The 24,161-nt window shown below is 72.8% G+C and carries 20 protein-coding genes; 6 read left to right on the top strand and 14 right to left on the bottom strand.

The window, feature by feature from the left end; all coding sequences use genetic code 11:
• Nucleotides 1-19 precede the first annotated feature (19 nt).
• From qcrC to qcrB, 3 genes are all read left to right on the top strand, one after another.
• Nucleotides 20-811, top strand: coding sequence for a cytochrome bc1 complex diheme cytochrome c subunit (gene qcrC, locus ACYSMR_RS16345; protein ID WP_251332607.1), 792 nt, complete (start codon nucleotides 20-22; stop codon nucleotides 809-811).
• 73 nt (nucleotides 812-884) lie between these two features.
• Complete coding sequence (gene qcrA / locus ACYSMR_RS16340) at nucleotides 885-1,979, top strand: cytochrome bc1 complex Rieske iron-sulfur subunit (RefSeq protein WP_445298419.1); 1,095 nt, start codon at nucleotides 885-887, stop codon at nucleotides 1,977-1,979.
• Complete coding sequence (qcrB, locus tag ACYSMR_RS16335; protein ID WP_251332609.1) at nucleotides 1,979-3,634, top strand: cytochrome bc1 complex cytochrome b subunit; 1,656 nt, start codon at nucleotides 1,979-1,981, stop codon at nucleotides 3,632-3,634. Before qcrA ends, qcrB begins: the two co-directional genes overlap by 1 nt.
• 1,947 nt (nucleotides 3,635-5,581) lie before the next feature.
• Here qcrB and ACYSMR_RS16330 read toward each other — a convergent pair.
• From ACYSMR_RS16330 to ACYSMR_RS16310, 5 genes are all read right to left on the bottom strand, one after another.
• A complete protein-coding gene (locus ACYSMR_RS16330; RefSeq protein WP_251332610.1) occupies nucleotides 5,582-5,986 on the bottom strand; it encodes a cytochrome c oxidase subunit 4 in 405 nt (134 codons plus the stop codon).
• A gap of 2 nt (nucleotides 5,987-5,988) precedes the next feature.
• On the bottom strand, nucleotides 5,989-7,701 hold the full coding sequence (ctaD, locus tag ACYSMR_RS16325; protein WP_251332611.1) for an aa3-type cytochrome oxidase subunit I: 1,713 nt from the start codon (nucleotides 7,699-7,701) through the stop codon (nucleotides 5,989-5,991).
• Nucleotides 7,702-7,710: 9 nt separating this feature from the next.
• Nucleotides 7,711-8,640: an aa3-type cytochrome oxidase subunit II gene (gene ctaC / locus ACYSMR_RS16320; RefSeq protein WP_251332612.1), complete on the bottom strand. Its 930-nt coding sequence runs from the start codon at nucleotides 8,638-8,640 to the stop codon at nucleotides 7,711-7,713.
• Nucleotides 8,641-8,879: 239 nt separating this feature from the next.
• A complete protein-coding gene (locus tag ACYSMR_RS16315; RefSeq protein ID WP_251332613.1) occupies nucleotides 8,880-9,251 on the bottom strand; it encodes a HesB/IscA family protein in 372 nt (123 codons plus the stop codon).
• A gap of 85 nt (nucleotides 9,252-9,336) precedes the next feature.
• Nucleotides 9,337-10,788 carry a M20/M25/M40 family metallo-hydrolase gene (locus ACYSMR_RS16310; RefSeq protein ID WP_461746551.1) on the bottom strand — a complete coding sequence of 484 codons (1,452 nt, stop codon included), beginning with the start codon at nucleotides 10,786-10,788 and terminating at the stop codon, nucleotides 9,337-9,339.
• A 107-nt stretch (nucleotides 10,789-10,895) separates the two neighbouring features.
• On the opposite strand from ACYSMR_RS16310, the gene ACYSMR_RS16305 reads away from it, so the two are divergent.
• Complete coding sequence (locus ACYSMR_RS16305; protein ID WP_461746549.1) at nucleotides 10,896-11,471, top strand: DUF3043 domain-containing protein; 576 nt, start codon at nucleotides 10,896-10,898, stop codon at nucleotides 11,469-11,471.
• Between the two features lie 57 nt (nucleotides 11,472-11,528).
• On the opposite strand, the gene ACYSMR_RS16300 is transcribed toward ACYSMR_RS16305, so the two are convergent.
• Nucleotides 11,529-12,614 carry a quinone-dependent dihydroorotate dehydrogenase gene (locus ACYSMR_RS16300; RefSeq protein ID WP_461746547.1) on the bottom strand — a complete coding sequence of 362 codons (1,086 nt, stop codon included), beginning with the start codon at nucleotides 12,612-12,614 and terminating at the stop codon, nucleotides 11,529-11,531.
• A 91-nt stretch (nucleotides 12,615-12,705) separates the two neighbouring features.
• Here ACYSMR_RS16300 and ACYSMR_RS16295 point away from each other — a divergent pair, with 91 nt between their 5' ends.
• The gene (locus tag ACYSMR_RS16295) at nucleotides 12,706-13,716 is read left to right on the top strand and encodes an alpha/beta hydrolase (RefSeq protein ID WP_309125276.1); all 1,011 of its coding nucleotides are present in this window, start codon (nucleotides 12,706-12,708) and stop codon (nucleotides 13,714-13,716) included.
• 33 nt (nucleotides 13,717-13,749) lie between these two features.
• Here ACYSMR_RS16295 and ACYSMR_RS16290 read toward each other — a convergent pair whose 3' ends face one another.
• The 8 genes from ACYSMR_RS16290 to ACYSMR_RS16255 form a co-directional block, all read right to left on the bottom strand.
• Nucleotides 13,750-14,541, bottom strand: a complete 792-nt coding sequence (locus ACYSMR_RS16290) for an isoprenyl transferase (protein ID WP_251332618.1) — start codon at nucleotides 14,539-14,541, stop codon at nucleotides 13,750-13,752.
• A 2-nt stretch (nucleotides 14,542-14,543) separates the two neighbouring features.
• Nucleotides 14,544-15,296, bottom strand: coding sequence for a DNA repair protein RecO (recO, locus tag ACYSMR_RS16285; protein WP_309125277.1), 753 nt, complete (start codon nucleotides 15,294-15,296; stop codon nucleotides 14,544-14,546).
• 97 nt (nucleotides 15,297-15,393) lie between these two features.
• Nucleotides 15,394-17,142 carry a 2-isopropylmalate synthase gene (leuA, locus tag ACYSMR_RS16280; protein ID WP_461748040.1) on the bottom strand — a complete coding sequence of 583 codons (1,749 nt, stop codon included), beginning with the start codon at nucleotides 17,140-17,142 and terminating at the stop codon, nucleotides 15,394-15,396.
• A gap of 181 nt (nucleotides 17,143-17,323) precedes the next feature.
• Entirely contained in the window at nucleotides 17,324-18,805 is a 1,482-nt protein-coding gene (locus ACYSMR_RS16275) for an LCP family protein (protein ID WP_251332620.1), read from the bottom strand.
• A gap of 138 nt (nucleotides 18,806-18,943) precedes the next feature.
• Nucleotides 18,944-20,014 carry a GTPase Era gene (locus ACYSMR_RS16270; RefSeq protein WP_461746543.1) on the bottom strand — a complete coding sequence of 357 codons (1,071 nt, stop codon included), beginning with the start codon at nucleotides 20,012-20,014 and terminating at the stop codon, nucleotides 18,944-18,946.
• Entirely contained in the window at nucleotides 20,007-21,335 is a 1,329-nt protein-coding gene (locus tag ACYSMR_RS16265; protein ID WP_309125279.1) for a hemolysin family protein, read from the bottom strand. Before ACYSMR_RS16265 ends, ACYSMR_RS16270 begins: the two co-directional genes overlap by 8 nt.
• Before the next feature lie 9 nt (nucleotides 21,336-21,344).
• Entirely contained in the window at nucleotides 21,345-21,851 is a 507-nt protein-coding gene (gene ybeY, locus ACYSMR_RS16260; RefSeq protein ID WP_461746540.1) for an rRNA maturation RNase YbeY, read from the bottom strand.
• Entirely contained in the window at nucleotides 21,851-22,951 is a 1,101-nt protein-coding gene (locus ACYSMR_RS16255; RefSeq protein WP_309125280.1) for a PhoH family protein, read from the bottom strand. The genes ybeY and ACYSMR_RS16255 overlap by 1 nt, the downstream gene beginning before the upstream one ends.
• Nucleotides 22,952-23,236: 285 nt before the next feature.
• On the opposite strand from ACYSMR_RS16255, the gene ACYSMR_RS16250 reads away from it, so the two are divergent.
• Nucleotides 23,237-24,154: a GerMN domain-containing protein gene (locus tag ACYSMR_RS16250; RefSeq protein WP_461746538.1), complete on the top strand. Its 918-nt coding sequence runs from the start codon at nucleotides 23,237-23,239 to the stop codon at nucleotides 24,152-24,154.
• Nucleotides 24,155-24,161: the final 7 nt, after the last annotated feature.

Here is a 24,161-nt window from a genome sequence, read left to right as displayed (position 1 = left end):
AGTTAAAGGAACGTTTGACGTGAAGGCACTTTCGCAACAGCGGCGCCACCCTCTCGCAGTCCTCGTACTGATGGTCCTGGCCCTGCTCCTCACCGGTGGGCTCTACGCAGTTGCCACAACCACCAACGAGGCCAAGGCCCAGACCGAGACCTACACGGCGCAGGACATCGAAGAGGGTCAGAAGCTGTTCCTCGCGAACTGCTCCACCTGCCACGGCATGGAGGGCGCAGGGACGCCGTCCGGACCGTCGCTGGTCGGGGTGGGAGCAGCCGCCGTCGACTTCCAGGTGGGCACCGGGCGCATGCCGATGCAGGCCAACGGCCCCCAGGCACCGCAGAAGGCTCCCCAGTTCGACGCCGAGGAGACCCAGCAGCTGGCCGCCTACGTCGCGACCTTCGGCGCCGGCCCGGGCGTTCCCGAGGAGGAGTACCTGGACGTCACCCAGGGCAACGCCGCCAACGGCGCCAAGGTCTTCCTGGCCAACTGCGCGATGTGCCACAACGCCGCCGGCGCCGGTGGCGCGCTGACCCGGGGCAAGTACGCACCGGAGCTGATGGGCGTGGAGGAGAACCACATCTACGAGGCCATGGTGACGGGCCCGCAGAACATGCCCGTGTTCAACGACGCGAACATCACCCCGGAGGAGAAGCGGGACGTCATCACGTACCTGAAGACCCTCGAGACCAACCCGAGCCCGGGCGGGTTCTCGCTGGGCTCGCTCGGCCCGGTCTCCGAAGGCCTGTTCGTCTGGACCATCGGTCTGGCCGTCATCATCGGGTTCACCGTCTGGCTCACCTCGCGGTCCGCCTGACGCTCCGTGCCGGCACTGGTTGTCGGACCCCGAAGCTACGATCAACTGCACCAAGAGAAGAATGAGGGACCACATGGGAAGCCACAGTGACGGCACTCCCCACCAGTCGGGAACCGTTGCCACTACGGGCACCACGGAGATGGAGCGTTTCCCCGACCCCGGGCTGCCCCCGCACCGCCCCCGCCTCACGGACGTCGAGTCCAAGGCGGCGAAGCGGGCCGAACGGCAGGTGTCGCTGCTGTTCCTGATCTCGATCCTCGGATCGGTGATGTTCTTCGTCGGGTACTTCGGTGTCCGGGTCGAGGGACCGCTCTACGACGTCACGAACCCCACGGCCACCGACGCCCTGCGCCTGCAGAACCTCCTGCTCGGGCTGGGCATCGCCCTGGCCATGTTCGGGATCGGGATCGGCGTCGTGCACTGGGCCCGGACCCTCATGCCCGACCACGAGCTCGTCGAGAGCCGGCACGCCGTGCGCACCGAGGAGCAGCGCGCCGACGCGCAGAGCATCCTCACCACGGTCTACGACGAGTCGGGCATCAAGCGCCGCCCGCTGCTGCGCAACACCCTGATCGGCGCGGCGGTCGTCGCTCCCCTGCCGTTCATCGGTCTCCTCAAGGACCTCGGCCCGACCAACCTGGACCCGCTCAAGGAGACCCTGTGGGACGAGGGCGTGCGCCTGGTGCGCGACCCGTCCGGGACTCCGATCAAGGCCTCGGACGTCACGCTGGGCTCCACCTTCCACGTCGTCCCGGAGAACCTCAACGAGCTCAGCCACCACGAGGGCTACCTCGACGAGAAGGCCAAGGCCGTGGTCCTGCTCATGCGCCTGGACCCGGAGTCGGTCAACGTCTCCCCCGACCGCGCGGACTGGAACGTCGACGGCATCTTCGCCTACTCGAAGGTGTGCACGCACGTCGGCTGCCCCGTCGCGCTCTACGAGCAGCAGACCCACCACCTGCTGTGCCCGTGCCACCAGTCCACGTTCGACCTCACCAACGAGTGCGAGGTCATCTTCGGGCCAGCCGCCCGTCCCCTCCCGCAGCTGCCCATCACGGTCGACGCCGACGGCTACCTCGTGGCCCGGAGCGACTTCCACGAGCCGGTGGGCCCCACCTACTCGCAGCGGGGTACCCATGTCGAAGAGATGCAGGGTGAGGCAAACTGATGTCCACGTCCACTGACTACGAGTACAAGCCGCAGACCAGCACCGGTCGGATCGCGAACTTCGTCGACACCCGCGTCGGCATGTCGCCGATCGTGAAGGAGTTCGGCCGCAAGATCTTCCCGGACCACTGGTCCTTCATGTTCGGCGAGGTGGCGCTGTACACCTTCGTCATCCTGCTGCTCTCCGGCACCTTCCTCGCCCTGTGGTTCGACCCGTCCATGGCGTCCATGGAGTACGAGGGCAGCTACGTACCCATGCAGGGTGTCGAGATGTCGGCGGCCTACGTGTCGTCGCTCGACATCTCCTTCGACATCCGCGGTGGCCTCTTCCTCCGCCAGCTCCACCACTGGTCGGCGCTCGTGTTCGCCGCCTCCGTGTCGGTGCACATGCTCCGCGTGTTCTTCACCGGGGCGTTCCGCCGCCCGCGCGAGCTCAACTGGCTCGTCGGCGTGGGCCTGTTCCTCCTGGCGATCGTGGCCGGCTTCACCGGCTACTCCCTGCCTGACGACGTCCTCTCGGGCAACGGCCTGCGCATCGCCGACGCCATCCTGAAGGCGATCCCCATCGTGGGCGCCTACCTGTCGATGTTCCTGTTCGGCGGCGAGTTCCCGGGCCACGACATCATCCCGCGCCTGTACATCATCCACGTGCTGCTGATCCCCGCGGCGATCCTCGGGCTGATCGTGGTGCACCTGTTCATGGTCGTCGTCCACAAGCACACCCAGTTCCCCGGCCCCGGCCGCACCGAGAACAACGTCGTGGGCTTCCCGGTCGGCCCGGTGTACGCCGCCAAGGCGGGCGGGTTCTTCTTCATCGTGTTCGGCATCATGGCCCTGCTGGCCGCGACCACCACGATCAACGCGATCTGGAACTACGGCCCGTACGACCCCTCGCCGGTCCAGGCCGGCTCGCAGCCGGACTGGTACATGGGCTTCACCGACGGGGCCGTGCGCCTCATGCCCGGCAACTGGCCGTTCAGCTGGGAGTGGACCTTCTGGGGCATGTCGATCCCCTTCAACGTGCTGCTGCCGATGGTCCCGATCATGATCCTGTTCGCGCTCATGGCCGCGTGGCCGTGGCTCGAGCGGTGGGTCACGAAGGACGACCGGGAGCACCACCTCCTGGACCGGCCGCGCAACGCGCCGTTCCGCACCGCGATGGGCGTGGCAGGCGTGGTCTTCTACACGGTCATGCTGGTCTCCGCCTCCGGCGACCTCATCGCCACCCACTTCCACGTCTCCCTCAACGACGTCATCTACTGGCTGCGCACCGCGTACTTCGTGGGCCCGATCCTCGGGTTCATCATCACGCGGCGCGTCTGCCTGGCGCTCCAGCGCAAGGACCGGGAGATCGTCCTGCACGGCCGCGAGACCGGCCGGGTGCAGCAGCTGCCCCACGGTGAGTTCATCGAGGTGCACGAGCCGATCGACGAGTACAAGCGGTACCGTCTCGTCGCCTTCCCGGACTACCAGGTGCAGCCGGCGGAGCCCAACGGCAAGGGCAAGATCACGGGCCTCGAGAAGGCACGCGGCCGGATCAGCCGCTGGTTCTTCGAGGACCGCGTCGCCCCGGTGACGCCCGCCGAGCTCGAGGCGGCGCACCACCACCACGAGGCCGTCACGGCCGGCACGCAGGACAAGGAGCTCGTCCGCTGACCCGGCGACTTCCCTGCTGACGAGGGCCCCGAGAGGATCATTCCTCTCGGGGCCCTCGTCTTCTGCCGTGGCCCTTCTCGCCCGAGCCGGGGGGGTGTTCCATATGCTGACGCCCGTGCTCGCCCCGCTGCACCGTCGGGAGGGGGGGGCACGGGCCGGCGCGTGCAGGCATGCCTCGGGACCGGAGATGGTGGCGTCGGCACGTGCCGCCGCCGGGGCCGATCGGCATTGCTGGCGCCCAGCCCGCCACCGCTGCCGTGGAACCGGGATCCGCGCGTGGGCCCGGAGGACCGGCCGGGACGCTCCCGGCGGGCCGGGCGGTCGGGAGCGCGTCCTCGGCTGTCGGGGCGGTAGCAGTGCCGGGAGCCCCCTCAGCCGCAGGCTGCGGTGCGCTGGGCGGGGCGGGGCGTCGGACGACACTGGGGGGCCGTCGCGGCTCGTGCTGGTCGCCCGCTGGGGGGTCGAGGAACGAGGCGGCAGCCGCCACCGGCCATCGAGCCGATGCGGGACCGGCGGCTCCGGCGCCCCGGCTCTTCCGCCGACTCGACCCCTCGGTCGGTCCCCTCTGCGCACACGTCGGCCAGCGCCGGAGGAACGCGGCTGCTCCGATGGCCGGACGCCAGCGGTTGCCCGGTGCGCCTGCCACGTCCAGTCGTGGACGTCCGCGACAGAGACGTTGCCGGACCCGCTGCGACGGGGGCCACCAGGACACGCACGGTCCGCGGGACAGGCCACGCCCCCCCTGCGGGGCTCAGACGGACGGGAACACGGGTGTCGAGCCCCACACCGCCGCGGCACGCCGTCCAGCGTCGGAGACACCGTTGCTGGGTATGGAGCACCGGACGCTCGCGCCCCACTGCGGTCCCGTGGGAGCGACCCGCCGCGTGCCCAGGAGCATCCGCGCACGGTGCAGGGGCACCGCTTCCTGTCCGCGTCGTCGGTCCCGGCCGGCTTCGCCGAGCCGGGCCTCCGCCGGGCCCGCCTGTCCGCCCGGGTCCCGGCCGGCGCCGGCTCTCCAGGCCTTCCGGGTTCGACGACGCCCGGGAGGACGCCCGAGCCCTGGTCACCGCCCGGCCGACGAGCGTCCGGCCCTTGTCGGTCCGCGGGGAGCGGCGGTTGCGGTCGCCGGGCTCATCGAGTGCACGCCGCCCGCCGGGCGGTGCTTCCACCGGGCCGCGCCCCCGTGGTGCCGCGTGCCTGCCGAGGGCTGGGACGACCGCACTGCGGCGCAGCGGTCGCGACGGGGATGAGGCGGTCGGAGCCGGCACTGCCGGCGGCACAGGCCCGGACCGCGCAGGATGGCAACCGGACGACGCCACCGCCGGCGTCTCGGGACCGCGCGCCTCGGGAGACCGGCAACGGGCCGGGTCACGTGGGCCCCACGCAGGGCCCGCCGTGGCCGTGCCGCAGCCGCCCGAGCCGGACCTCGCAGCAGCAGGCGGCGCGGACACCGCCCGGGCCCCGGTCGGCCGTCCTGACCCGGCAGCTCCCCCGCCTCTGCCGCCTGGCCGGGCATGGGGCACGGGCGGGGCGCACGGCGGGTGGGGCGCCCTGCACGCGCCCCTGGGCCGCCGCTGCAGGCCGAGCGCCGTACGATGTCGACCCGCGGACTCGGCCGGCACGGTGCGGGCCCGGGAGGACGGTACAGGCCGGTCTCGTGGCCGTCCCCCGGTGCGGGGAGGCGCCGCCGGCGACGTGGGAGACCACGCGCCCCCGCACCCGTCGCGGCTCCCCCGGTCCGATCGGTGGAGGTCGCCGCCAGCGTGACGAGCCGCCGACGGTGCCCGGGCGAGGACCGAGCCGGCGGCGGCTCACCGCGGCACCCGGGAGGGGGTCACCCGGCGGCAGACGGGGTTCGGTGGGGCCGCGGGTGGGCGGTGGAACGGGAAGAGGCCCCGGACACCGTAGGGTGTCCGGGGCCTCTGCGCAGCTCGGGGCGCAGGCCGCTCAGTGGGCGTGCTCACCCCGGGAGTGCTCGAAGACGAGACCCACGAGGGCGATCGCCACCACGGGCAGCGCGAGCATGAGCATCCACCAGTCGATGGCCATGGCCAGCACCGCCAGGGCGCAGCCGACACCGATCAGCAGGGGCCACCAGCTCCACGGAGAGAAGTGGCCGTACTCCCCGGCGGACTCGACGATCTCGCCGTCGAGCTTGTCCTCGGGGAGCATCCCGCCCGTGTTCCGGTCGACCAGCCACAGGTACACCGCGAGCATGAGGGACATCAGGCCGACGCCCAGCAGCGCGGGGAAGCCGACGAGGTCGGTGAAGTCGGACAGGAAGGCGTACACGACGCCGGCGAGCAGGCAGAAGACGCCCAGCAGGACGAAGAGGTTGATGGACAGTTTCATGCTCAGCCCTTCCGTGCGGCGATCGCGCCGTCGTCGACCGGGCTCTGCTGCGGGGACTCCGCGGCCAGCTCGGGGTGGTGCAGGTCGAGCGCGGGCCGCTCGGAGCGGATGCGCGGCAGCGAGGTGAAGTTGTGGCGCGGCGGGGGGCAGGAGGTCGCCCACTCGAGGGATCCGCCGAAGCCCCACGGGTCGTCGACCTCGACCTTCTGGCCGTTCTTGTGCGTGGTGTACACGTTCCAGAAGAACGGGATCATCGACAGCCCGAGCAGCATCGCCCCGGCCGTGGAGATCTGGTTCATCCAGGTGAACCCGTCCTCGGGCATGTAGTCCGCGTAGCGGCGCGGCATGCCGTCAACGCCCAGCCAGTGCTGGATGAGGAACGTCGTGTGGAAGCCCACGAACAGGATCCAGAAGTGGATCTTGCCGATGCGCTCGTTGAGCAAGTACCCCGTGAACTTCGGCCACCAGAAGTAGAACCCGGCGAACATGCCGAACACCACGGTCCCGAAGATCACGTAGTGGAAGTGCGCGACCACGAAGTAGCTGTCGGAGACGTGGAAGTCCAGCGGCGGAGTGGCCAGGATGACGCCGGTGAGACCGCCGAAGAGGAAGGTGAACAGGAAGCCCAGCACCCACAGCATCGGGGTCTCGAAGGTGATCGAGCCCTGCCACATGGTGCCGATCCAGTTGAAGAACTTCACGCCGGTGGGGACCGCGATCATCATGGTCATGAACGCGAAGAAGCTCAGCATCACGGCGCCGGTGACGTACATGTGGTGCGCCCAGACCGTCACGGACAGGGCCGCGATGGCGATCGTGGCGAAGACCAGGCCCTTGTAGCCGAACAGCGGCTTGCGCGAGAACACCGGGATGATCTCCGAGACGATGCCGAAGAACGGCAGCGCGAGCACGTAGACCTCGGGGTGGCCGAAGAACCAGAACAGGTGCTGCCACATGATGGCACCGCCGTTGGCCGGGTCGAAGATGTGCCCGCCCATGGTGCGGTCCATGCCGAGGGCGAACAGCGCCGCTGCGAGGACCGGGAAGACCATGATGATCAGCAGGGAGGTGATCAGGGAGTTCCAGGTGAACAGGCCCATGCGCCACATGGTCATGCCCGGGGCGCGCATGCAGATGATCGTGGCGATGAAGTTCAGCGCGCCCATGATCGTGCCGAACCCGGACAGCGCCAGGCCGAAGACCCACAGGTCACCGCCGAGGCCGGGGGTGAAGGAGGAGTTGCTCAGCGGCGTGTAGGCGAACCAGCCGAAGGAGGCGGCACCGGCCGGGGTGATGAACCCCGCGGTGGCGATCAGGGAGCCGAAGAGGAAGAACCAGAACGACAGGGCGTTCAGCCGCGGGAAGGCGACGTCGGGGGCGCCGATCTGCAGCGGAACGATCACGTTGGCGAAACCGGTGAACAGCGGCGTGCCGAACATCAGCAGCATCAGCGTGCCGTGCATGGTGAACAGCTGGTTGTACTGCTCCTTGGTCTCCAGGATCTGCATGCCCGGCTGGAAGAGCTCCGCACGGATCAGCAGCGCCATCACGCCGGCGATGCAGAAGAAGCCGAAGGCGGAGATCAGGTAGTGGTAGCCGATCACCTTGTGGTCGGTGGAGGTCAGCAGCTTGACCGCCCACCGTCCCCGGGACCGGGGCACCACGCGCGGAGCCGCGGTGGCCGCCTCGTCCCGTGAATACTCGAGTGTAGACACCGGTACTCCTTAGTTGTTCGAAGTCTGGTCGTTTTCCTGGTCCACGTTGCCCGGGAACTCGGCACCGGGCGAGTCCAGCGTGAACTCCTCCCCGGGGTCCGGGTACGAGTCGCGGTCGTACTCCGCGCCGAGCTGGCCCGTCTGGCCGGCGGCGCGCAGGGCCTCCATCTGGGCGTCGTACTCGGCCTGGCTGACCACGGCGACGTTGAACAGCATCTCGGAGTGGTACTCGCCGCACAGCTCGGCGCACTTGCCGTAGAACTCGCCCTCGCGCCCGGTGGTGAAGCTGAGGTAGTTCGTGCGGCCCGGGTACAGGTCGGACTTCTCGAGGAAGGCGGGCACCCAGAAGGAGTGCTGGGAGTCGCGCGAGTTCAGCACGAGCTCGACCTCGCTGTCGACGGGCAGGTACAGGGTGGGGACCCGGTCGGGGGCGCCCTCCTGGCCGTCCAGGTGCGCCTGGGTGCCGGTCTCGTAGACGTCCTCGTCGAGGTAGTTGAAGTCCCAGGACCACTGCTTGCCGTAGACCTGGACGGTGACGTCGGGGTCCGCGTGGCGGTCGGTGACCGCCGCCTGGGTGCGCTCGGTGAAGAAGAACAGCGAGACGATCAGCGCGATCGGCACGACGGTGTAGAAGACCTCGAGCGGCGCGTGGTAGGCGATCTGGCGGGGGTAGCCCGTCTCGTTCTTGCGGCGGCGGTAGGCGATCATGCACCAGAGCAGCAGGCCCCAGGTGATCAGGCCCACGGCCAGTGCGGCGATCCAGGAACCGATCCACAGGTCCAGGATCATGTCAGCGTTGTCGGTGGTGCCACGCTCGGTGGGCATCCACCCGAGCTTCGCGTCCTCCGAGCATCCTGTCAGTGCAGCTGCTGCCAGGACTGCTACCGCCGACACCCTTGCCGTGCGGCGACGGCTGCCGGTTCGTGTGTGCGAACTCACAGACGGCCCTTCCTCTTCTTGTCGTGCTCGTCGTCTGCGCGCCGAAGGCCCCGGTTCCGAGAGCCTGGACACAGTCTTGGGGAATGTTTCCCTCCGAGCTTACCCCCAGTCCCAGACATCCGCTGACACTGTGTCAGTGTCGGCGGGGCCCTCCCCGGCGGAGCCGGCGGGGCCTCCGGGCATGCGAAGAGGCCCGCCGCCCGGAGGGACGACGGGCCTCTTCGCGAGGGCCGGGCGGCTCAGTGGAAGGAGTCGCCGCAGGCGCAGGAGCCCTGCGCGTTGGGGTTGTCGATCGAGAAGCCCTGCTTGGAGATCGAGTCCTCGAAGTCGACGGTCGAGCCCTCGAGGTAGGGCACGCTCATCTTGTCCACGACGACCTCGACGCCGCCGAAGTCGCGCACGGCGTCGCCGTCCAGGATCCGCTCGTCGAAGTACAGCTGGTAGATGAGGCCGGAGCAGCCCCCGGGCTGCACGGCCACGCGCAGGCGCAGGTCGGTGCGGCCCTCCTGCTCGAGCAGGGCACGGACCTTGTCGGCGGCGACCTCGGTCAGGGCGACGCCGTGGGTCGGGAGGCCGTCCACTGCGGCGCCGTTGTCGGTCGTGACGCTCATGATGCTCACTTTCTGTGGATGGGTGCCGCGCGGTGTCGAGCCGGCGGCGGGTCTACCGTGGGGCACAACGGCGCGGGCCCCGGGTTCATTCCCGGCCCGCGGGACCGTCCTGGCCCGCCTCGGCGGGCCGGGAGCCGTCGCGCCCGGACGCGTCCAGGGCGAGCAGCAGGAGGGCCTCGGCGAGGACCGCGCGCTCGAACTCCGCCAGGTGCAGCGACTCGTCGGCGCTGTGGGCGCGGGAGTCGGGGTCCTCGACGCCGGTGATGAGGATCTGGGCGTCCGGGTAGAGCTCGACGAGGTCGGCGGTGAAGGGGATGGAGCCCCCGATGCCGGTCTCCACGGCGGGCCGGCCCCACGCCTCTCCCAGCGCCCACTGGGCGGTGCGGGCCGCCTCGGAGCCCATGTCCGTGCGGAAGGACTGTCCCGTCTCCTCGAGCCCGAAGCGCACGTGCGCGCCGAAGGGAGCGTGGGCCTCGACGTGGCGCCGGAGCGCCTCCGCCGCCTCGGCGGGGTCCTGGCCGGGGGCGACCCGCAGGCTGAGCCTGGCGCGCGCGGACGGGATGATCGTGTTGGACGCGACGTCGACGGGCGTGACGTCCATCCCGGTGACGGACAGGGCCGGCTGCGTCCACAGCCGCGAGGCCACGGAGCCGCGCCCGGCCAGCCGCACGCCGTCCCGGACGGCGGCGTCGGCCCGGAACCGGTCCTCGTCGTAGACCAGGTCGGTGCTGTCCTCGGCGTGCAGCCCCGCCACGGCGACGGCGCCGTCGTCGTCGTGGAACGTGGCGACGAGGCGCGCCAGGAGGGTGGGCGCGTCCAGCACGGGCCCACCGTACATCCCCGAGTGCACCGCGTGGTCGAGGACGGAGACCTCCACCACCGCGCCCACCATCCCCCGCAGGCTCGTGGTCAGCGCGGGCACGCCGAGCTCCCAGTTGGAGGAGTCGGCGATGACGATGACGTCGGCGGCCAGCCGGTCCCGGTACGCCTCCAGGAAGTCCCGGAAGGACGGGGACCCGGCCTCCTCCTCCCCCTCGACGAAGACCGTCACGCCCAGGCCGAGGTCGTCCCCGAGCTGCGCGGCCACGGCCCGCAGCGCCCCGACGTGGGCCATGATCCCGGCCTTGTCGTCCGCGGCGCCGCGGCCGTAGAGGCGGCCGTCGCGCTCCTCGGCGGCGAACGGGTCGGAGGACCACAGCTCGCGGCGGCCCGGGGGCTGGACGTCGTGGTGGGCGTAGAGCAGGACGGTGGGGCGCCCGGGCGCGGGCCGGCGGCGGGCGACGACGGCGGGCCGGCCCGGCGTGCTGCCGAGGGGCACGCGCAGGATCTCGACCTCGTCGAGCCCGGCCTGCGCCAGCAGGCCGGCGACGGCCCGGGCGCTGCGCTCGAGCTGCTCCGGGTCGAAGGAGTCCCAGGCGATGCCGGGGATCGCGACGAGCTCGGTGAGCTCCTCGACGATACGCGGCATGTCGGCGTGCACGGCCTCGCGCACGGCGTCGACGGGCAGGGGCGCGGACGGGGTGTAGGGCTCGGTCATGGTGCCCACCCTACGTCCGCGTCCCGGCGGGGCGCCGGACGCCCGTCCGCTATCCTTGACAGGTGTTTGGACGCAAGAAGGATGCAGATCGCGCGGGTTCCACGTCGGTGACCGCCCAGGCCCCCCTGCCGGAACGGGGGGCCCCCGGGGCTCCGCCCGCGCCCCGGCAGACCGCGGGCAAGGGCCGGCCGACGCCCAGCCGCAAGGAGCAGGAGGCGGCCCGCCGCCGCCCGCTCGTCCCGGAGGACCGCAAGGCCGCCAAGGCGCAGTCCCGGGAGGCGGCGCGGGAGCAGCGGCTGCGCGCGCAGGCCGGCATGGCCGCCGGCGACGAGCGCTTCCTCGGGCCCCGCGACAAGGGCCCGCAGCGGCGCTTCGCCCGGGACTGGGTGGACTCCCGGTTCAACGTGGCCGAGTACCTCATGGTCGTGGCGGTGCTCGCGCTGTTCATCCTCTTCTTCCCCAACCAGTACGTGGCCACGTACGGCGTCTACGCCATCTGGGCGCTCATGGTCCTGGGCGCGGTCGACGCCGTCCTGACGACCGGCCGGATGAAGAAGGTCCTGCAGGCGAAGTTCGGCTCGGTGGAGCCGGGCGTGCGCTGGTACGCCGCCATGCGCTCCTTCACGATGCGGCGGCTGCGGATGCCCAAGCCGCAGGTCGCCCGGGGTCAGCGGCCCTCCTGACCGTCCCCCGCCCGTTCCTCCGCCCCCGTGCCGCACCGGCACGGGGGCGGAGTCGTCTCAGCGGCCGCGCCGCGCGGCCCGGGCGAGGCCCTGGTTGATCCGGCGCGCCCAGAAGGGTCCCTCGTAGAGGAACGCCGTGTAGCCCTGGACCAGGGTGGCGCCCGCGTCGAGGCGCTCCTGGACGTCCTCCGCCGTGGTCACCCCGCCCACGGAGACCAGCGCGAGCCGGTCCCCCACCCGCTCGCGCAGCAGCCGCAGCACTTCAAGGGAGCGCCGCCGCAGGGGTGCCCCGGAGAGCCCGCCCGCCCCGCACGCCTCGATCTCGGCGGGACGGGACACGAGGCCCAGCTCCCCGCGGGCGATCGTGGTGTTGGTCGCCACGATCCCGTCCAGCCCCAGGTCCAGGGCGAGGTCTGCGACCGCCAGGACGTCGTCGTCCGAGAGGTCGGGGGCGATCTTCACGAGCAGCGGCACGTGCCGCCCGGCGGCCTCGTCGGCGGCGCGGCCCACCGCGGACAGCAGCGGGCGCAGGCTCTCGATCTCCTGCAGCTGCCGCAGCCCGGGGGTGTTGGGCGAGGACACGTTGACGACCAGGTAGTCCGCGAGCGGGGCGAGGGTGCGGGTGCTCTGCAGGTAGTCGTCCACCGCGGCCTCGAGCGGGACGACCTTCGTCTTGCCGATGTTGACCCCGATCACCGGGCGGGCCCGTCCGCTGTGGTCGGCCTCCAGCGTCCGGCGCGCCTGCGCCAGGCGCGGGGCGACGGCCTCGGCGCCGTCGTTGTTGAAGCCCATCCGGTTGACCACGGCGCGGTCGCGCACGAGCCGGAAGAGCCGGGGCCGGGGGTTGCCCGGCTGGGCCTGGGCCGTCACGGTGCCGATCTCGACGTGCCCGAAGCCCAGGTCGGCCAGCGCGCCGATCCCCTCGGCCCCCTTGTCGAAGCCGGCGGCCAGCCCGAACGGCGAGGGGAAGCGCAGGCCCAGGGCCCGGACCTCCGAGCCGGGGTCGGGGCGGGTGTACACGCGCAGCGCCGCGCCCAGCGGCGTCGCGCCGGCCGCCCGGATGCCCAGGAACCCGACGCGGTGGGCCCGCTCCGGGTCCATCCGGGAGAAGACGGCCTTGAAGAACGTAGGGTAGAAGCGCATGGGCCCAGTCTTCCACAGCCGCCGCGCCCGCCCGGTGCGCCGGCGCCCGGGCGGGCCCGCACGACGACCGAGCTGCACACGAGGTGAGGCGATGAGCGCTCCCCCGGGCCCCTGGGTCCCCGACGTGCTCGGGCCGGGCTTCGAGGCCCGCACCGTCGAGCTGCCGGCCGGGTCCGCGCCGCACGCGACCGCGACCGTCGTCCGCCACCGTCCCGCGGGCGGCGCCTTCCGCCGGGCCCCCCGCGACGCGGTGCTGTACCTGCACGGGTGGTCCGACTACTTCTTCAACGCCGAGCTCGCCGGCACGCTCGCCGGCGCGGGGTGGGCGTTCTACGCCCTCGACCTGCACGGCTACGGGCGCAACCTCACCGACGACGTGCTCGCGGAGGAGACCGCCAGCCCGGGGCACACGACCGATCTCGCCGACTACGACGACGACGTGGCCGCCGCGCTGCGGGTCATGGCCGAGGACGGCGTCCCCGGGCCGGGCGGGCGGCTCGTGCTCATGGGCCACTCCACCGGCGGGCTCACGGCCGCGCTGTGGGCCGCCCGCCACCCGGGGCGGCTGGCCGGGCTCGCCCTCGTCGCCCCGTGGATCGGCTGCCACGGCGCGGACGCCCTCGGGACGGCGCTGCGGCCCGTGCTCGCCCGGGCGTCCGGGCGCGCGCCCGCCCGGGCCCTGCGGGTGCGCCCGCGCAGCCACTACTTCCGGGTGCTCAGCGACCGCGCGGAGGGCGAGTGGGCGATCGACCCGCGGTGGCGCCCCGAGACGAGCTTCGGCATCACCCCGGGCTGGCTCCACGCCGTCCTCCAGGCCCAGCGCGAGGTCGCGGGCGGGCTGGGCATCGAGGTCCCGGTGCTGGTCCAGGTCTCCGCGCGCTCCTGCATCCGCCCGTGGTGGTCCGAGCAGATGCGCTCGGCGGACTCCGTGCTGGACGTGCGCCAGATCCGCCGGCACGCGCCGGACCTCGGCGCGGCGGTCACGGTGCGCTCCTACGAGGGCGCGGTCCACGACGTCCACCTGTCCCGCGGGCCGGTGCGGCGCGCCGCCCAGCGGGAGCTGCTCGCGTGGCTGGGGCGGCTGCCCGGGCCCGGGGCGTAGCCGGCCCGCGTCCCGGCCGGGACGGGCCCGGGGTCAGACCGGGGCCGGGCCCGCGACGCGGTCCACCGCGCCGCCGTAGCGGCGGTCCCGGCGGGCGTAGGCCTCGACGGCCTCCCAGAGCGTGCGGCGGTCGACGTCCGGCCACAGGACGTCCTGGAAGACGAGCTCGGCGTAGGCGGACTGCCACAGCAGGAAGTTGGAGATCCGCTGCTCCCCCGAGGAGCGCAGGAACAGGTCGACGTCCGGGAGGTCCGGTTCGTCGAGGTAGCGCTGGACCGTGGCCTCGTCGATGCTGCGGGGATTGAGCCGGCCCGCCTTCGCGTCGGCGGCCATGGCCGCGGCGGCGTCGGCGATCTCGGCGCGCCCGCCGTAGTTCACGCACATGGTGAGGGTCACGACGTCGTTGTCCCGGGTCGCCCGCTCGGCCTCCTCCAGCCGGTTGATCACCGACCGCCACAGCCGCGGCCGGCGCCCGGCCCAGCGGATCCGGACGCCCCACTCCTGGAACGTCGGCAGCTGGCGGGCCATGACGTCGGCGGTGTAGTTCATGAGGAACGTCACCTCGTCGAGGGAGCGCTTCCAGTTCTCGGTGGAGAAGGCGTAGGCGCTGACGTACGGGATGCCCATCTCGATGGCCCCGGCCATGACCTCGATGAGGGCGGCCTCCCCCGCCTTGTGCCCCTCGTTGCGGGGCAGGCCGCGCTGGTTGGCCCAGCGCCCGTTGCCGTCCATCACCACGGCGACGTGCCGGGGGACGAACCGGTCCGGGATGTCCGGGGCGAGGGCACCGCTGGGGTGCGGGGGCGGGGCGGCAAAGCCGGGCATGGTCAGCTCCGTTCCACGAGGTTCAGGGACCGGACGGCCCTCTCCAGGTGCCACTGTACGTAGGTGGCCACGATCCCGGCGGCGGCCCGGGCCGTGCGGGGCTCCACGGCGTCGATCCGCTCCCACGCGCCGGTGAGCAGCGCCGACAGGTGCTCGACGGTGGCGGGGTCGGGGGCCGCGGCGCCCGGCGGGCGGCAGACGGGGCACACCGCGCCGCCCAGCGGGGCGGAGAACGCCTCGTGCGGGCCCGGGGCGCCGCACCGGGCGCAGTCGGTGAAGCTCGGGGCCCAGCCGGCGGTGGAGACCGCCCGCAGCAGGTAGGAGTCCAGCACCGCCCCGGGCTCGTGCAGCCCGCGCGCCAGGGCCGACAGCGCGCCCACGAGCAGCCGGTACTGCTGGGCGGCGGACTCGTCGTCGTTCTCCGTGAACTTCTCCGCGGCCTCCGCCATCGCGGCGGCCGCGGTGTACTTGGCGTAGTCGGCCGCGATCACGGACCCGTAGCCGCGCTTGCCCAGGGCCTGCGCGACGATGTCGAGGTTGCGCCCGGTGACGAGCTGGAGCTCCGCCACGTTGAAGGGCTCCAGCCGGGAGCCGAAGCGGGAGGTGGTGCGCCGCACCCCCTTGGCCACGGCACGGACCTGGCCGTGCTCGCGGGTGAGCAGCACGACGATCCGGTCCGCCTCGCCGAGCTTGTAGGTGCGCAGCACCACGGCGTCGTCCCGGTAGCTGCGCGATGCGAAGGTCGTCCTGGCCACCGCACCATTCTCCCACGCCCGGCGGACACCCCGGGCGCCACGACGGCGGCGGGCCGCCCCCGGGAGGGGCGGCCCGCCGCCGTGGTGGGGAGCCGGCTCAGCCCTGGGCGTCGCGCACGGCGCGGTTGACGGCCGAGACGACCGCCTTCAGGGAGGCCCGGGTCGTGTTCGCGTCGATGCCCACGCCCCACAGGACGCGCTCGCCCACGGCGGCCTCGACGTAGCTGGCCGCCTGCGCGTCGCCGCCCGCGGAGAGGGCGTGCTCGGAGTAGTCCAGCACGCGCACGTCCACGCCCTCGGCCGCGAAGATCCCGAGCAGCGCCTCGATCGGGCCGTTGCCCTCGGCCGTGCGGTGGTGCTGCACGCCGTCGACGTCCAGGCCGACCTCCAGGGTGGTCTCCCCGCCCTCCTCACCGGTGGAGGTGCTCAGGCTGGTGATCCGGTAGCGGCCCCAGCGGCCGGGCCCGCCGTCGTGCTTGGTGGGCAGGTACTCGTCGGCGAACACCGTCCACAGTCGCTCGCCCGAGACCTCGCCGCCGGTGGTGTCGGTGTGCTCCTGGACCACCCGGGAGAACTCGATCTGGGCGCGGCGCGGCAGGTCCAGGCCGTGGTCGTGCTTGAGCAGGTACGCGACGCCGCCCTTGCCGGACTGCGAGTTCACGCGGATCACGGCCTCGTAGGTGCGGCCGAGGTCCTTGGGGTCGATCGGCAGGTAGGGCACCGCCCAGACCAGCTCGTCGACGGCCTTGCCCTGGGCCGCGGCGTCCTTGTCCATCTGCTCGAAGCCCTTCTTGATGGCGTCCTGGTGGGAACCGGAGAAGGCCGTGAAGACGAGGTCGCCGCCGTAGGGGGCGCGCTCGGGCACGGGCAGCTGGTTGCAGTACTCCACGGTGCGGCGGATCTCGTCGATGTCGGAGAAGTCGATCTGCGGGTCCACGCCCTGGGTGAGCAGGTTCAGGCCCAGGGTCACCAGGTCCACGTTGCCGGTGCGCTCGCCGTTGCCGAACAGGCAGCCCTCGATCCGGTCGGCGCCGGCCAGGTAGCCCAGCTCCGCCGCGGCCACGCCGGTGCCCCGGTCGTTGTGCGGGTGCAGGGACACGACGGTGGCCTCGCGGTTGTAGAGGTTGCGGCACATCCACTCGATGGAGTCCGCGTAGACGTTCGGGGTCGCCATCTCGACGGTCGCGGGCAGGTTGAGAATCATCTGGCGGTCCCCGCCGATCTCGAAGGTCTCGGCCACGGCGTTGGAGATGCGGGCCGCGAACTCGAGCTCCGTGCCGGTGTAGGACTCCGGGGAGTACTCGTAGGTCACGGCCGTGTTCCTCAGCTGCTCCTCGTACTTCAGGCACAGCCGCGCCCCGGTCAGGGCGATGTCCACGATCCCGTCCATGTCCTGGCCGAAGACCACCCGCCGCTGCAGCGTGGAGGTGGCGTTGTACAGGTGGACGATGGCCCGGTCGGCGCCGTCGATGGCCTCGTAGGTGCGCTCGATGAGGTGCTCGCGCGACTGGGTCAGCACCTGGATCGTCACGTCGTCCGGGATCCGGTCCTCCTCGATGAGGCGGCGGACGAAGTCGAAGTCGGTCTGGGAGGCCGACGGGAAGCCGACCTCGATCTCCTTGTAGCCCATCCGCACGAGCAGCTCGAACATCTTGAGCTTGCGGTCGGAGTTCATGGGGTCGATGAGGGCCTGGTTGCCGTCGCGCAGGTCGACGGCGCACCAGCGCGGGGCCTCGGTGATGACCTTGTCCGGCCAGGTGCGGTCCGGCAGGTCCACGGGGAACTGCACCTGGTACGGGACGTACTTGTGGGTCGGCATGCCGGAGGGCTGCTGGAAGTTGCGCATGGGGTTGGCCTGTTCTGCTCGAGACGTCTGCGGGTGGCCGGGCATCAGGAACTCCGCAACGGGAGGCCGGCCATTCGCTCGACGGGTCAGGCCCCGTTGCGGCACGTAAGGAGGAGCTTCCCTGTCCGCATGGGTCCAACGTACCACGCGCCCGGGCGCGCCCCGGCGCCCCGGGCCCGGCTCACCACTCCTCGGCGGCCTGCTGGCAGGTGAACTGCTCCGCGGTCTGCCCGTTGAGGTCGTCGGGCAGCACGGAGCCGACGTCGAGCCGGTCGCCCTCCGTGAAGTCCTGCCCCACCGAGACCTGCACGCCCGCGATCGCGGTGGTCGGCACGATCTGGGACGACGGGACGCCCAGCAGCTCGGCGACCTGGACGGCCGCCTCGTACCAGCCTGTCCCGAAGAAGACCTGCGTGCCGGGCAGCTCGGTGACCTCCGGGCCGCGCTCGGCGTAGGCGTAGCCGGCGTCCTCGAGCAGCTCCACGATCTCCTGGTCGCGGTTCTCGGCCCCCGAGGCGTCGACGACCGTGACGGGCACGGTCGCGGGGTCCACGGCCGGGGTCGGCGTCGCCGACGCCGAGGGCTCCGCGGACGAGGACGGCGCGTCGGTCGCGGCGCCGCTCGCCGCGTCCGTGGGGGAGGTGAGGGGCCGGTCCTCGCGCAGGGCGGCGAAGAGCTCCGCGGAGGCCTCCTCCTGGAGCTGGAGCCGGTTGGGGTCGGGCTCGTACGCCTCGGTGGGCACGGTCACGAACGCCATGCTGCCCAGGTCGATGCCGCGCACGGCGCCCGCGAGGCCCACCATGGTGGGCACGGAGCCGAGGTCCTCGTCGACGTGCAGGTTCCGGGAGGCGACGTCGGCGATCTCGTAGAGCTTGGGCAGGTCGGTGAGCGTCCCCTCCGCCTTGACCTTGCGGGCCAGGGACGCCAGGAACGACTGCTGGGAGCGGATCCGGCTCTCGTCGCCGCCGTCGCCGAACGCGGCGCGGCTGCGCAGGAAGGCCAGGGCCTGCTCGCCCTCCACGGAGGACACCCCCGCGGGCAGCTTCAGCCCGGACTTGGGGTCGTCGACGGCCTCGTTGACGCAGACCTCGACGCCGCCGACGGCGGAGGAGAGCTCCTTGACGGCGTTGAAGTCGGCGAGCATGAAGTGGTCGACCCGCAGCCCGGTCAGCTCGTTGATGGCGGCGACCGTGCAGCCCGGCCCGCCGTTCTCGATCGCGGAGTTCAGCATCGCCTGCTCCTCCGCGGGGTGGACGCTGCCCGTGTCGGGGTCCGTGCACTCGGGCAGGTCCGCCACGAGGTCCCGCGGGAAGGACACGACCGTGACCTCGTCGCGGTCCTCCGTCACGTGCACCAGCATCATCACGTCGGTGAGGCCGGCGCCCGTGCTGTCCCCGTCGTCGCCGTACTGGTCGTTGCCCTCGCCCTCGCGGGTGTCGGTGCCCATGACGAGCACGTCCAGGGGCCCGTCCTCCACCGCGGCGGCACCGTTGCCCAGGTCCAGCGGGGACGTGTTCAGGTTCGACTGCAGGCGCCACACCACCGCGGCGCCGGCCCCCAGCACCGCGACCAGGACCGCGACGAGCACCAGCACCGCCCAGCGTCGCCGGGACCAGCGGCGGGGTCGGTCCGGGCCGGGGGTGTCGGTGCTCAGTGTGGACACGGTGATCTTCTCCTGGGACGACCCCGGCCGGGAGGCCGGGGTCCGGGGGGGGGTGGGGGGCGGCGCCCGGAGCGGGAGCCGGGAGCCATGCTAACCGCACGGGCCCGCTCCCGGCGCCGGGAACGGGCCGGACGGGGCTCAGAAGCCGAGGCGGGAGAGCTGCTTGGGGTCCCGCTGCCACTCCTTGGCGACCTTCACGTGCAGGTCGAGGTAGACCTTCGTGCCGAGCAGGGCCTCGATGGCGGTCCGGGAGCTGGTGCCGATCTCGCGCAGGCGGGCCCCGCCCTTGCCGATCACGATGGCCTTCTGGGAGGGCCGTTCCACGTAGACGTTGACGCGCACGTCGAGCAGCGGCCGGTCCGCGGGGCGGCCCTCGCGGGGCACCATCTCCTCGACGACGACGGCGAGCGAGTGCGGCAGCTCGTCCCGCACGCCCTCGAGCGCGGCCTCCCGCACGAGCTCCGCGACCATCGTCAGCTCGGGCTCGTCGGTGAGCTCCCCGTCGGGGTACAGCGGCGGGGACGCCGGCATCCGCCCGACGAGCAGCCCCGCGAGGGCCTCGACCTGGAAGCCGTCCACCGCGGAGACCGGGATGACGTCGGCCCAGCCGGGCTCGTCGGCGCCGGCGGCAGCGGGGGCCGGGCCGCCGGCGCGGTGGCGGGGCTTGCGGGCGCTCCGCGCGGCCCGTTCGGCGCGGGCCGCGCGCTCCTCCGCCATCACGGAGCGGCCGAGCTCCGTGACGGCCAGCAGCTGCTCGGTGAGCTCCGCGCGCGAGACGGTGTCCGTCTTCGTGACGATCGCGACGACCGGCTTGTTGCCGGACGCGGCGAGCTGCTGGGCGATGAAGCGGTCGCCGGGGCCGATCTTCTCGTTGGCGGGGACGCAGAAGCCGATCACGTCGACCTCGGCGAGGGTGTCGGCGACGAGGTCGTTGAGCCGCTGGCCCAGCAGGGTGCGGGGCCGGTGCAGCCCCGGGGTGTCGACGAGCACCAGCTGGCCCTCGGGCCGGTGCACGATCCCGCGGATGGTGTGGCGCGTGGTCTGGGGCCGGTTGGAGGTGATCGCCACCTTCTGCCCGACCAGTGCGTTGGTGAGCGTGGACTTCCCGGCGTTGGGCCGGCCCACGAGCACGGCGAAGCCGGCCCGGAACGGGGCGGCGGGCTCGGCGGCGGGCTCGGCGGCGGGTGCGGTGCGGTCGTGCTCAGACATGGTGGTGGGTCTCCTCCTCGGACTCCAGGGCGGCCGGGTCCACGGCGGTGGACCCGGGCGGGACCCAGTCCGGGTCCTTGCGGACCTCGAGCTGGCCCACCCGGTTGCGCCGGCCCTCGAGGGTCACGGCTTCGAGGACGATGCCCTCGACGGTGGCGCGGGAGCCCACGATGGGCACCCGGCCGATGCTCTTCGCCAGCAGGCCGCCGGCGGTGTCGACCTCGTCGTCCTCGAGGTCCACGCCGAACAGGTCGCCGAGGTCCTCGACGCCCAGCCCGGCGGAGATGCGGTAGCGGCCGTCGCCCAGCTCGACGACCTCGGGCTTCTCCCGGTCGTACTCGTCGACGATCTCGCCCAGCAGCTCCTCGATGAGGTCCTCGAGCGTCACGAGCCCGGCGGTGCCCCCGTACTCGTCGACGACGACCGCCACGTGGATGGACTCCAGCTGCATCTCGCGCAGCAGCTCGTTGACCTTCTTGGACTCCGGGACGTAGCGGACCTCCCGGGCCAGCTGCGCGAGCCCGTGCCGGCGGAGGTCGGTGCCCTCGCGGTGCACCCGCTCGGAGAGGTCCTTCTGGTAGAGGATGCCCAGCACGTCGTCGGCGCTGTCGCCGATCACGGGGATGCGGGAGTAGCCGGAGCGGAAGAACAGGTTCAGGGCGTTGTCGACCGTGTCGTCGTCGTCGACGGTGACCATGTCCGTGCGCGGGACCATCACGGCCCGGACGTTGGTGTCGTCGAGGTCGAAGACCGAGTGCAGCAGCTCCGCCTCGTCGCCCTCGATGAGGTCCTGGTCGGTGGAGCGGTCGACGAACTCGAGCAGCTCCTCCTCGGTGAGGAACCCCGGGCCGGTGTGCCCGGGGTCCCGGGCGACGGCGGAGCCCAGCCGCACGAGCAGCCCGGGCACGGGGCCCAGCACCGCGCGCAGCACCCGCACGAGACCCGCGGTGAAGCGGACGGTGCCGACGGCGTTGCTGCGCCCGATCTGGCGGGGCGAGACGCCCGTGAGGACGAAGCCGACGGCGGCCATCACCACGGTGGCGAGCAGCCCGGCCAGCCACACGTCGTCGAGCGCGTCCAGGGCCACGAGCGCGACGGCCACGGCGGAGGCCGTCTCGAACCAGACGCGCCAGAAGCGCAGGGCGTGCAGGTGGGCGGTGGGCGTGGCGAGGACCTTCGCGGCCGCGGAGTCGGGGGCGTCGCGCACGACGGCCTCGGCCTCGGCCCGGGGCAGGTAGGTCAGCCCCGTCTCGGCCGCGGTGAGCACGAACGCCGTGCAGAGGAAGACGATCGCGGCGGCGATCAGGATGGCGCTGGTCATGGACCCGGCCTACTCCATGGTCTCGACCGGGGCGGGCCGGCCGAGGAAGTCCGTGAGCAGGTCGCGCTGGAGGGCGAACATGACCTGCCGCTCCCCGGGCTCCGCGTGGTCGTGGCCCAGCAGGTGCAGGATGCCGTGCACGGTGAGCAGGCACAGCTCGTCGGCGATGGGGTGCCCCGCGGCCTCGGCCTGGCGGCGGGCGACCGGCGGGCACAGCACGATGTCCCCGAGCGTGCCCTCCGCGGGCTGCTCCGGGGTGCCGGGGCGCAGCTCGTCCATGGGGAACGACAGGACGTCGGTGGGGCCGGGCAGGTCCATCCACTCGACGTGCAGGCGGGCCATCTCCTCCTCGTCCACGACCGCGATCGACAGCTCCGCGTCGGGGTGCACGTGCAGGCGCGCGAGGGCGAAGCCGGCGAGCCGGCCCAGCAGCTCGACGTCGACCGCCGCCCAGGCCTCCCGGTCGGCCGGCGCGACGTCGGCCGGGTCGTGCTGCAGGTCGAACTCGACCGCCATCAGGCGCTCGCCCCGCCGTCGGCGGCGGGGGCCTCGGGGGCGGCGCCCGCGGTGGTCTCGCGGGCGGCGCGGGCGGCGTCCTTGCGGTCCCGGCGCTCGTTGCGCCGGCGGTTGGTCGTGTCGAAGGCGTCGTAGGCGCTGACGATCCGGCTCACGAGCTCGTGGCGGACCACGTCCTCGGCGGTCATCTCCGCGAACGCGACGTCCTCGACCCCGCCCAGCACGTGCTGGACCTGGCGCAGCCCGGAGGACGTGCCCCCGGGGAGGTCGACCTGGGTGACGTCCCCGGTGATCACCATCTTGGAGCCGAAGCCGAGCCGGGTGAGGAACATCTTCATCTGCTCCGGCGTGGTGTTCTGGGCCTCGTCGAGGATGATGAAGGCGTCGTTGAGGGTGCGCCCGCGCATGTAGGCCAGCGGGGCGACCTCGATGGTGCCCGCCTCCATCAGCCGCGGGATCGAGTCGGGGTCCATCATGTCGTGCAGCGCGTCGTAGAGGGGCCGCAGGTAGGGGTCGATCTTCTCGCTGAGCGTGCCCGGCAGGAAGCCGAGCCGCTCGCCGGCCTCCACCGCCGGGCGCGTGAGGATGATCCGGTTGACCTCCTTGGCCTGCAGGGCCTGCACGGCCTTGGCCATCGCGAGGTAGGTCTTGCCGGTGCCGGCGGGACCGATGCCGAAGACCACGGTGTGCTCGTCGATCGCGTCGACGTAGGCCTTCTGCCGCAGGGTCTTGGGCCGGATCTTGCGGCCCCGGCTGGAGAGGATGTTCTGGGTCAGCGCCCCGCTGGGCCGCGCGGAGAGGTCCCGTCCGATGATCTCGAGCAGCTGGGCGATGACCTGCGGGGTGATCGCGGTCTCGCGCCCGGCGAGCACCTTGAGCTCCTCGAACAGCGTCGTGACGATCTGCACGGGCGCGCTCGGGCCCTCGAGGCCGAGCTCGAGCCCCCGGGGGCGGGTGACGAGACCGGGGAAGGCGGCCTCCACCTGGCGCAGGGTGTCGTCCCCGGTGCCGAGGCTGCGGACCATGGTCTCGCGGTCGGGGAAGGTGATGACGGTGCGGGCCGTCAGGGGGTGCGTGGTGCCGGGCAGCGTCTCAGTCATGGGTGCGGCCGCGGGGGCCGTGCTCTCGCTCTCTCGTCGGCCGGCGTCGGGAACGCGCCGGGGTTCGTGGTCCCTCCAGGGTACCGCGCGCACCGCACCGGGCGGCGCGCGCGGCCCAGATTCCGATTTGATATCGGTCCCCGGCTCCGGGGCGCCTGGGCTGGGGTCGCCCGCGGCGGCTGTGCTTTGCTGGGCGGGCCCTCCGGCCGGGGGCCGGTCCAGGCCCCGGGCGCCTGCCCCGCCGCCCCCCCAGCCCGGACCCGGAAGGACGAGGTGCCCACCCCCATGCCCGCTCCCCCACCCCGGCGCACCGGCGCGCCGCGCCGCGCGGCGGCGTGGGCCGCGGCGGCCGCCGTGGCGCTCGGCGGGTGCGGCGAGGCGCCGCCGGCCGACGGCACGGGCGCCGCGCCCGCGAGGAGCTCGGACCGGGCCACGGCCGGGGGCACGGCGGGCGGGTCCGCGGCGACCACGAAGCTGCCGGTCTACTGGGTGGGCGGCGCCGACGGCGAGCAGCTGCTGTTCCGCGAGTTCCGGGACCCGCCGGAGGGGTCCCGGGCGGCGGACCCGATCGCGGCGGCCGCCGAGCTGATGACGGCCGCGGCCCCCGAGGACCCCGACTACCGGAGCCTGTGGAACGCCGTGGACCGGATCGGCAGCTCGACGTCCCCGGACGGGACGATCACCGTGGACCTGCCGGACGACGCGTTCCGCCAGGACCTGGCCGCCGAGGACGCCCGGCTCGCGCTCCAGCAGCTCGCGCACACCGTGGCGGCCGCGGCGCGCACCGCCGGGCTGCTGCCGGAGGGCTCGCGGCCCCAGGTGGTCCTGCTCGTCGACGGGCGGCCCCACGAGGAGGTCTTCGGCTCGGTCCGGCTCGGGGAGCCCGTGCGGCCCGACGAGCAGCTCGAGGCGCCGGTGTGGCTCGTGGACCCGCAGGAGGGCACCCGCTCGGACGGGCGCCTCGCCCTCTCGGGCCGCGTCCTCGAGGGGGTCCGCGACTGTGAGTGGACGGTGACGGCCAAGGACGACGACGGCACCGTCGCCGGCGGGCCCGTGACGGTCGTCCCCGCGCAGGGCCGCCCGGCGGAGTTCCGGGCCGAGGTGGACCTGCCCCCCGGGGAGTACGTCGTGTCCGTGATCGGCCGCGACGCCGAGGGCGGGCCGGTGCGCGACGACAAGGACGTGGTGGTCGGCGCCCCCTGAGCCGGTG

The sequence above is a fragment of the Kocuria sp. U4B genome, from assembly GCF_054875615.1.
Note: the sequence above shows the minus strand (reverse complement) of the source record. Positions and strands in the feature narration are given on the sequence as shown.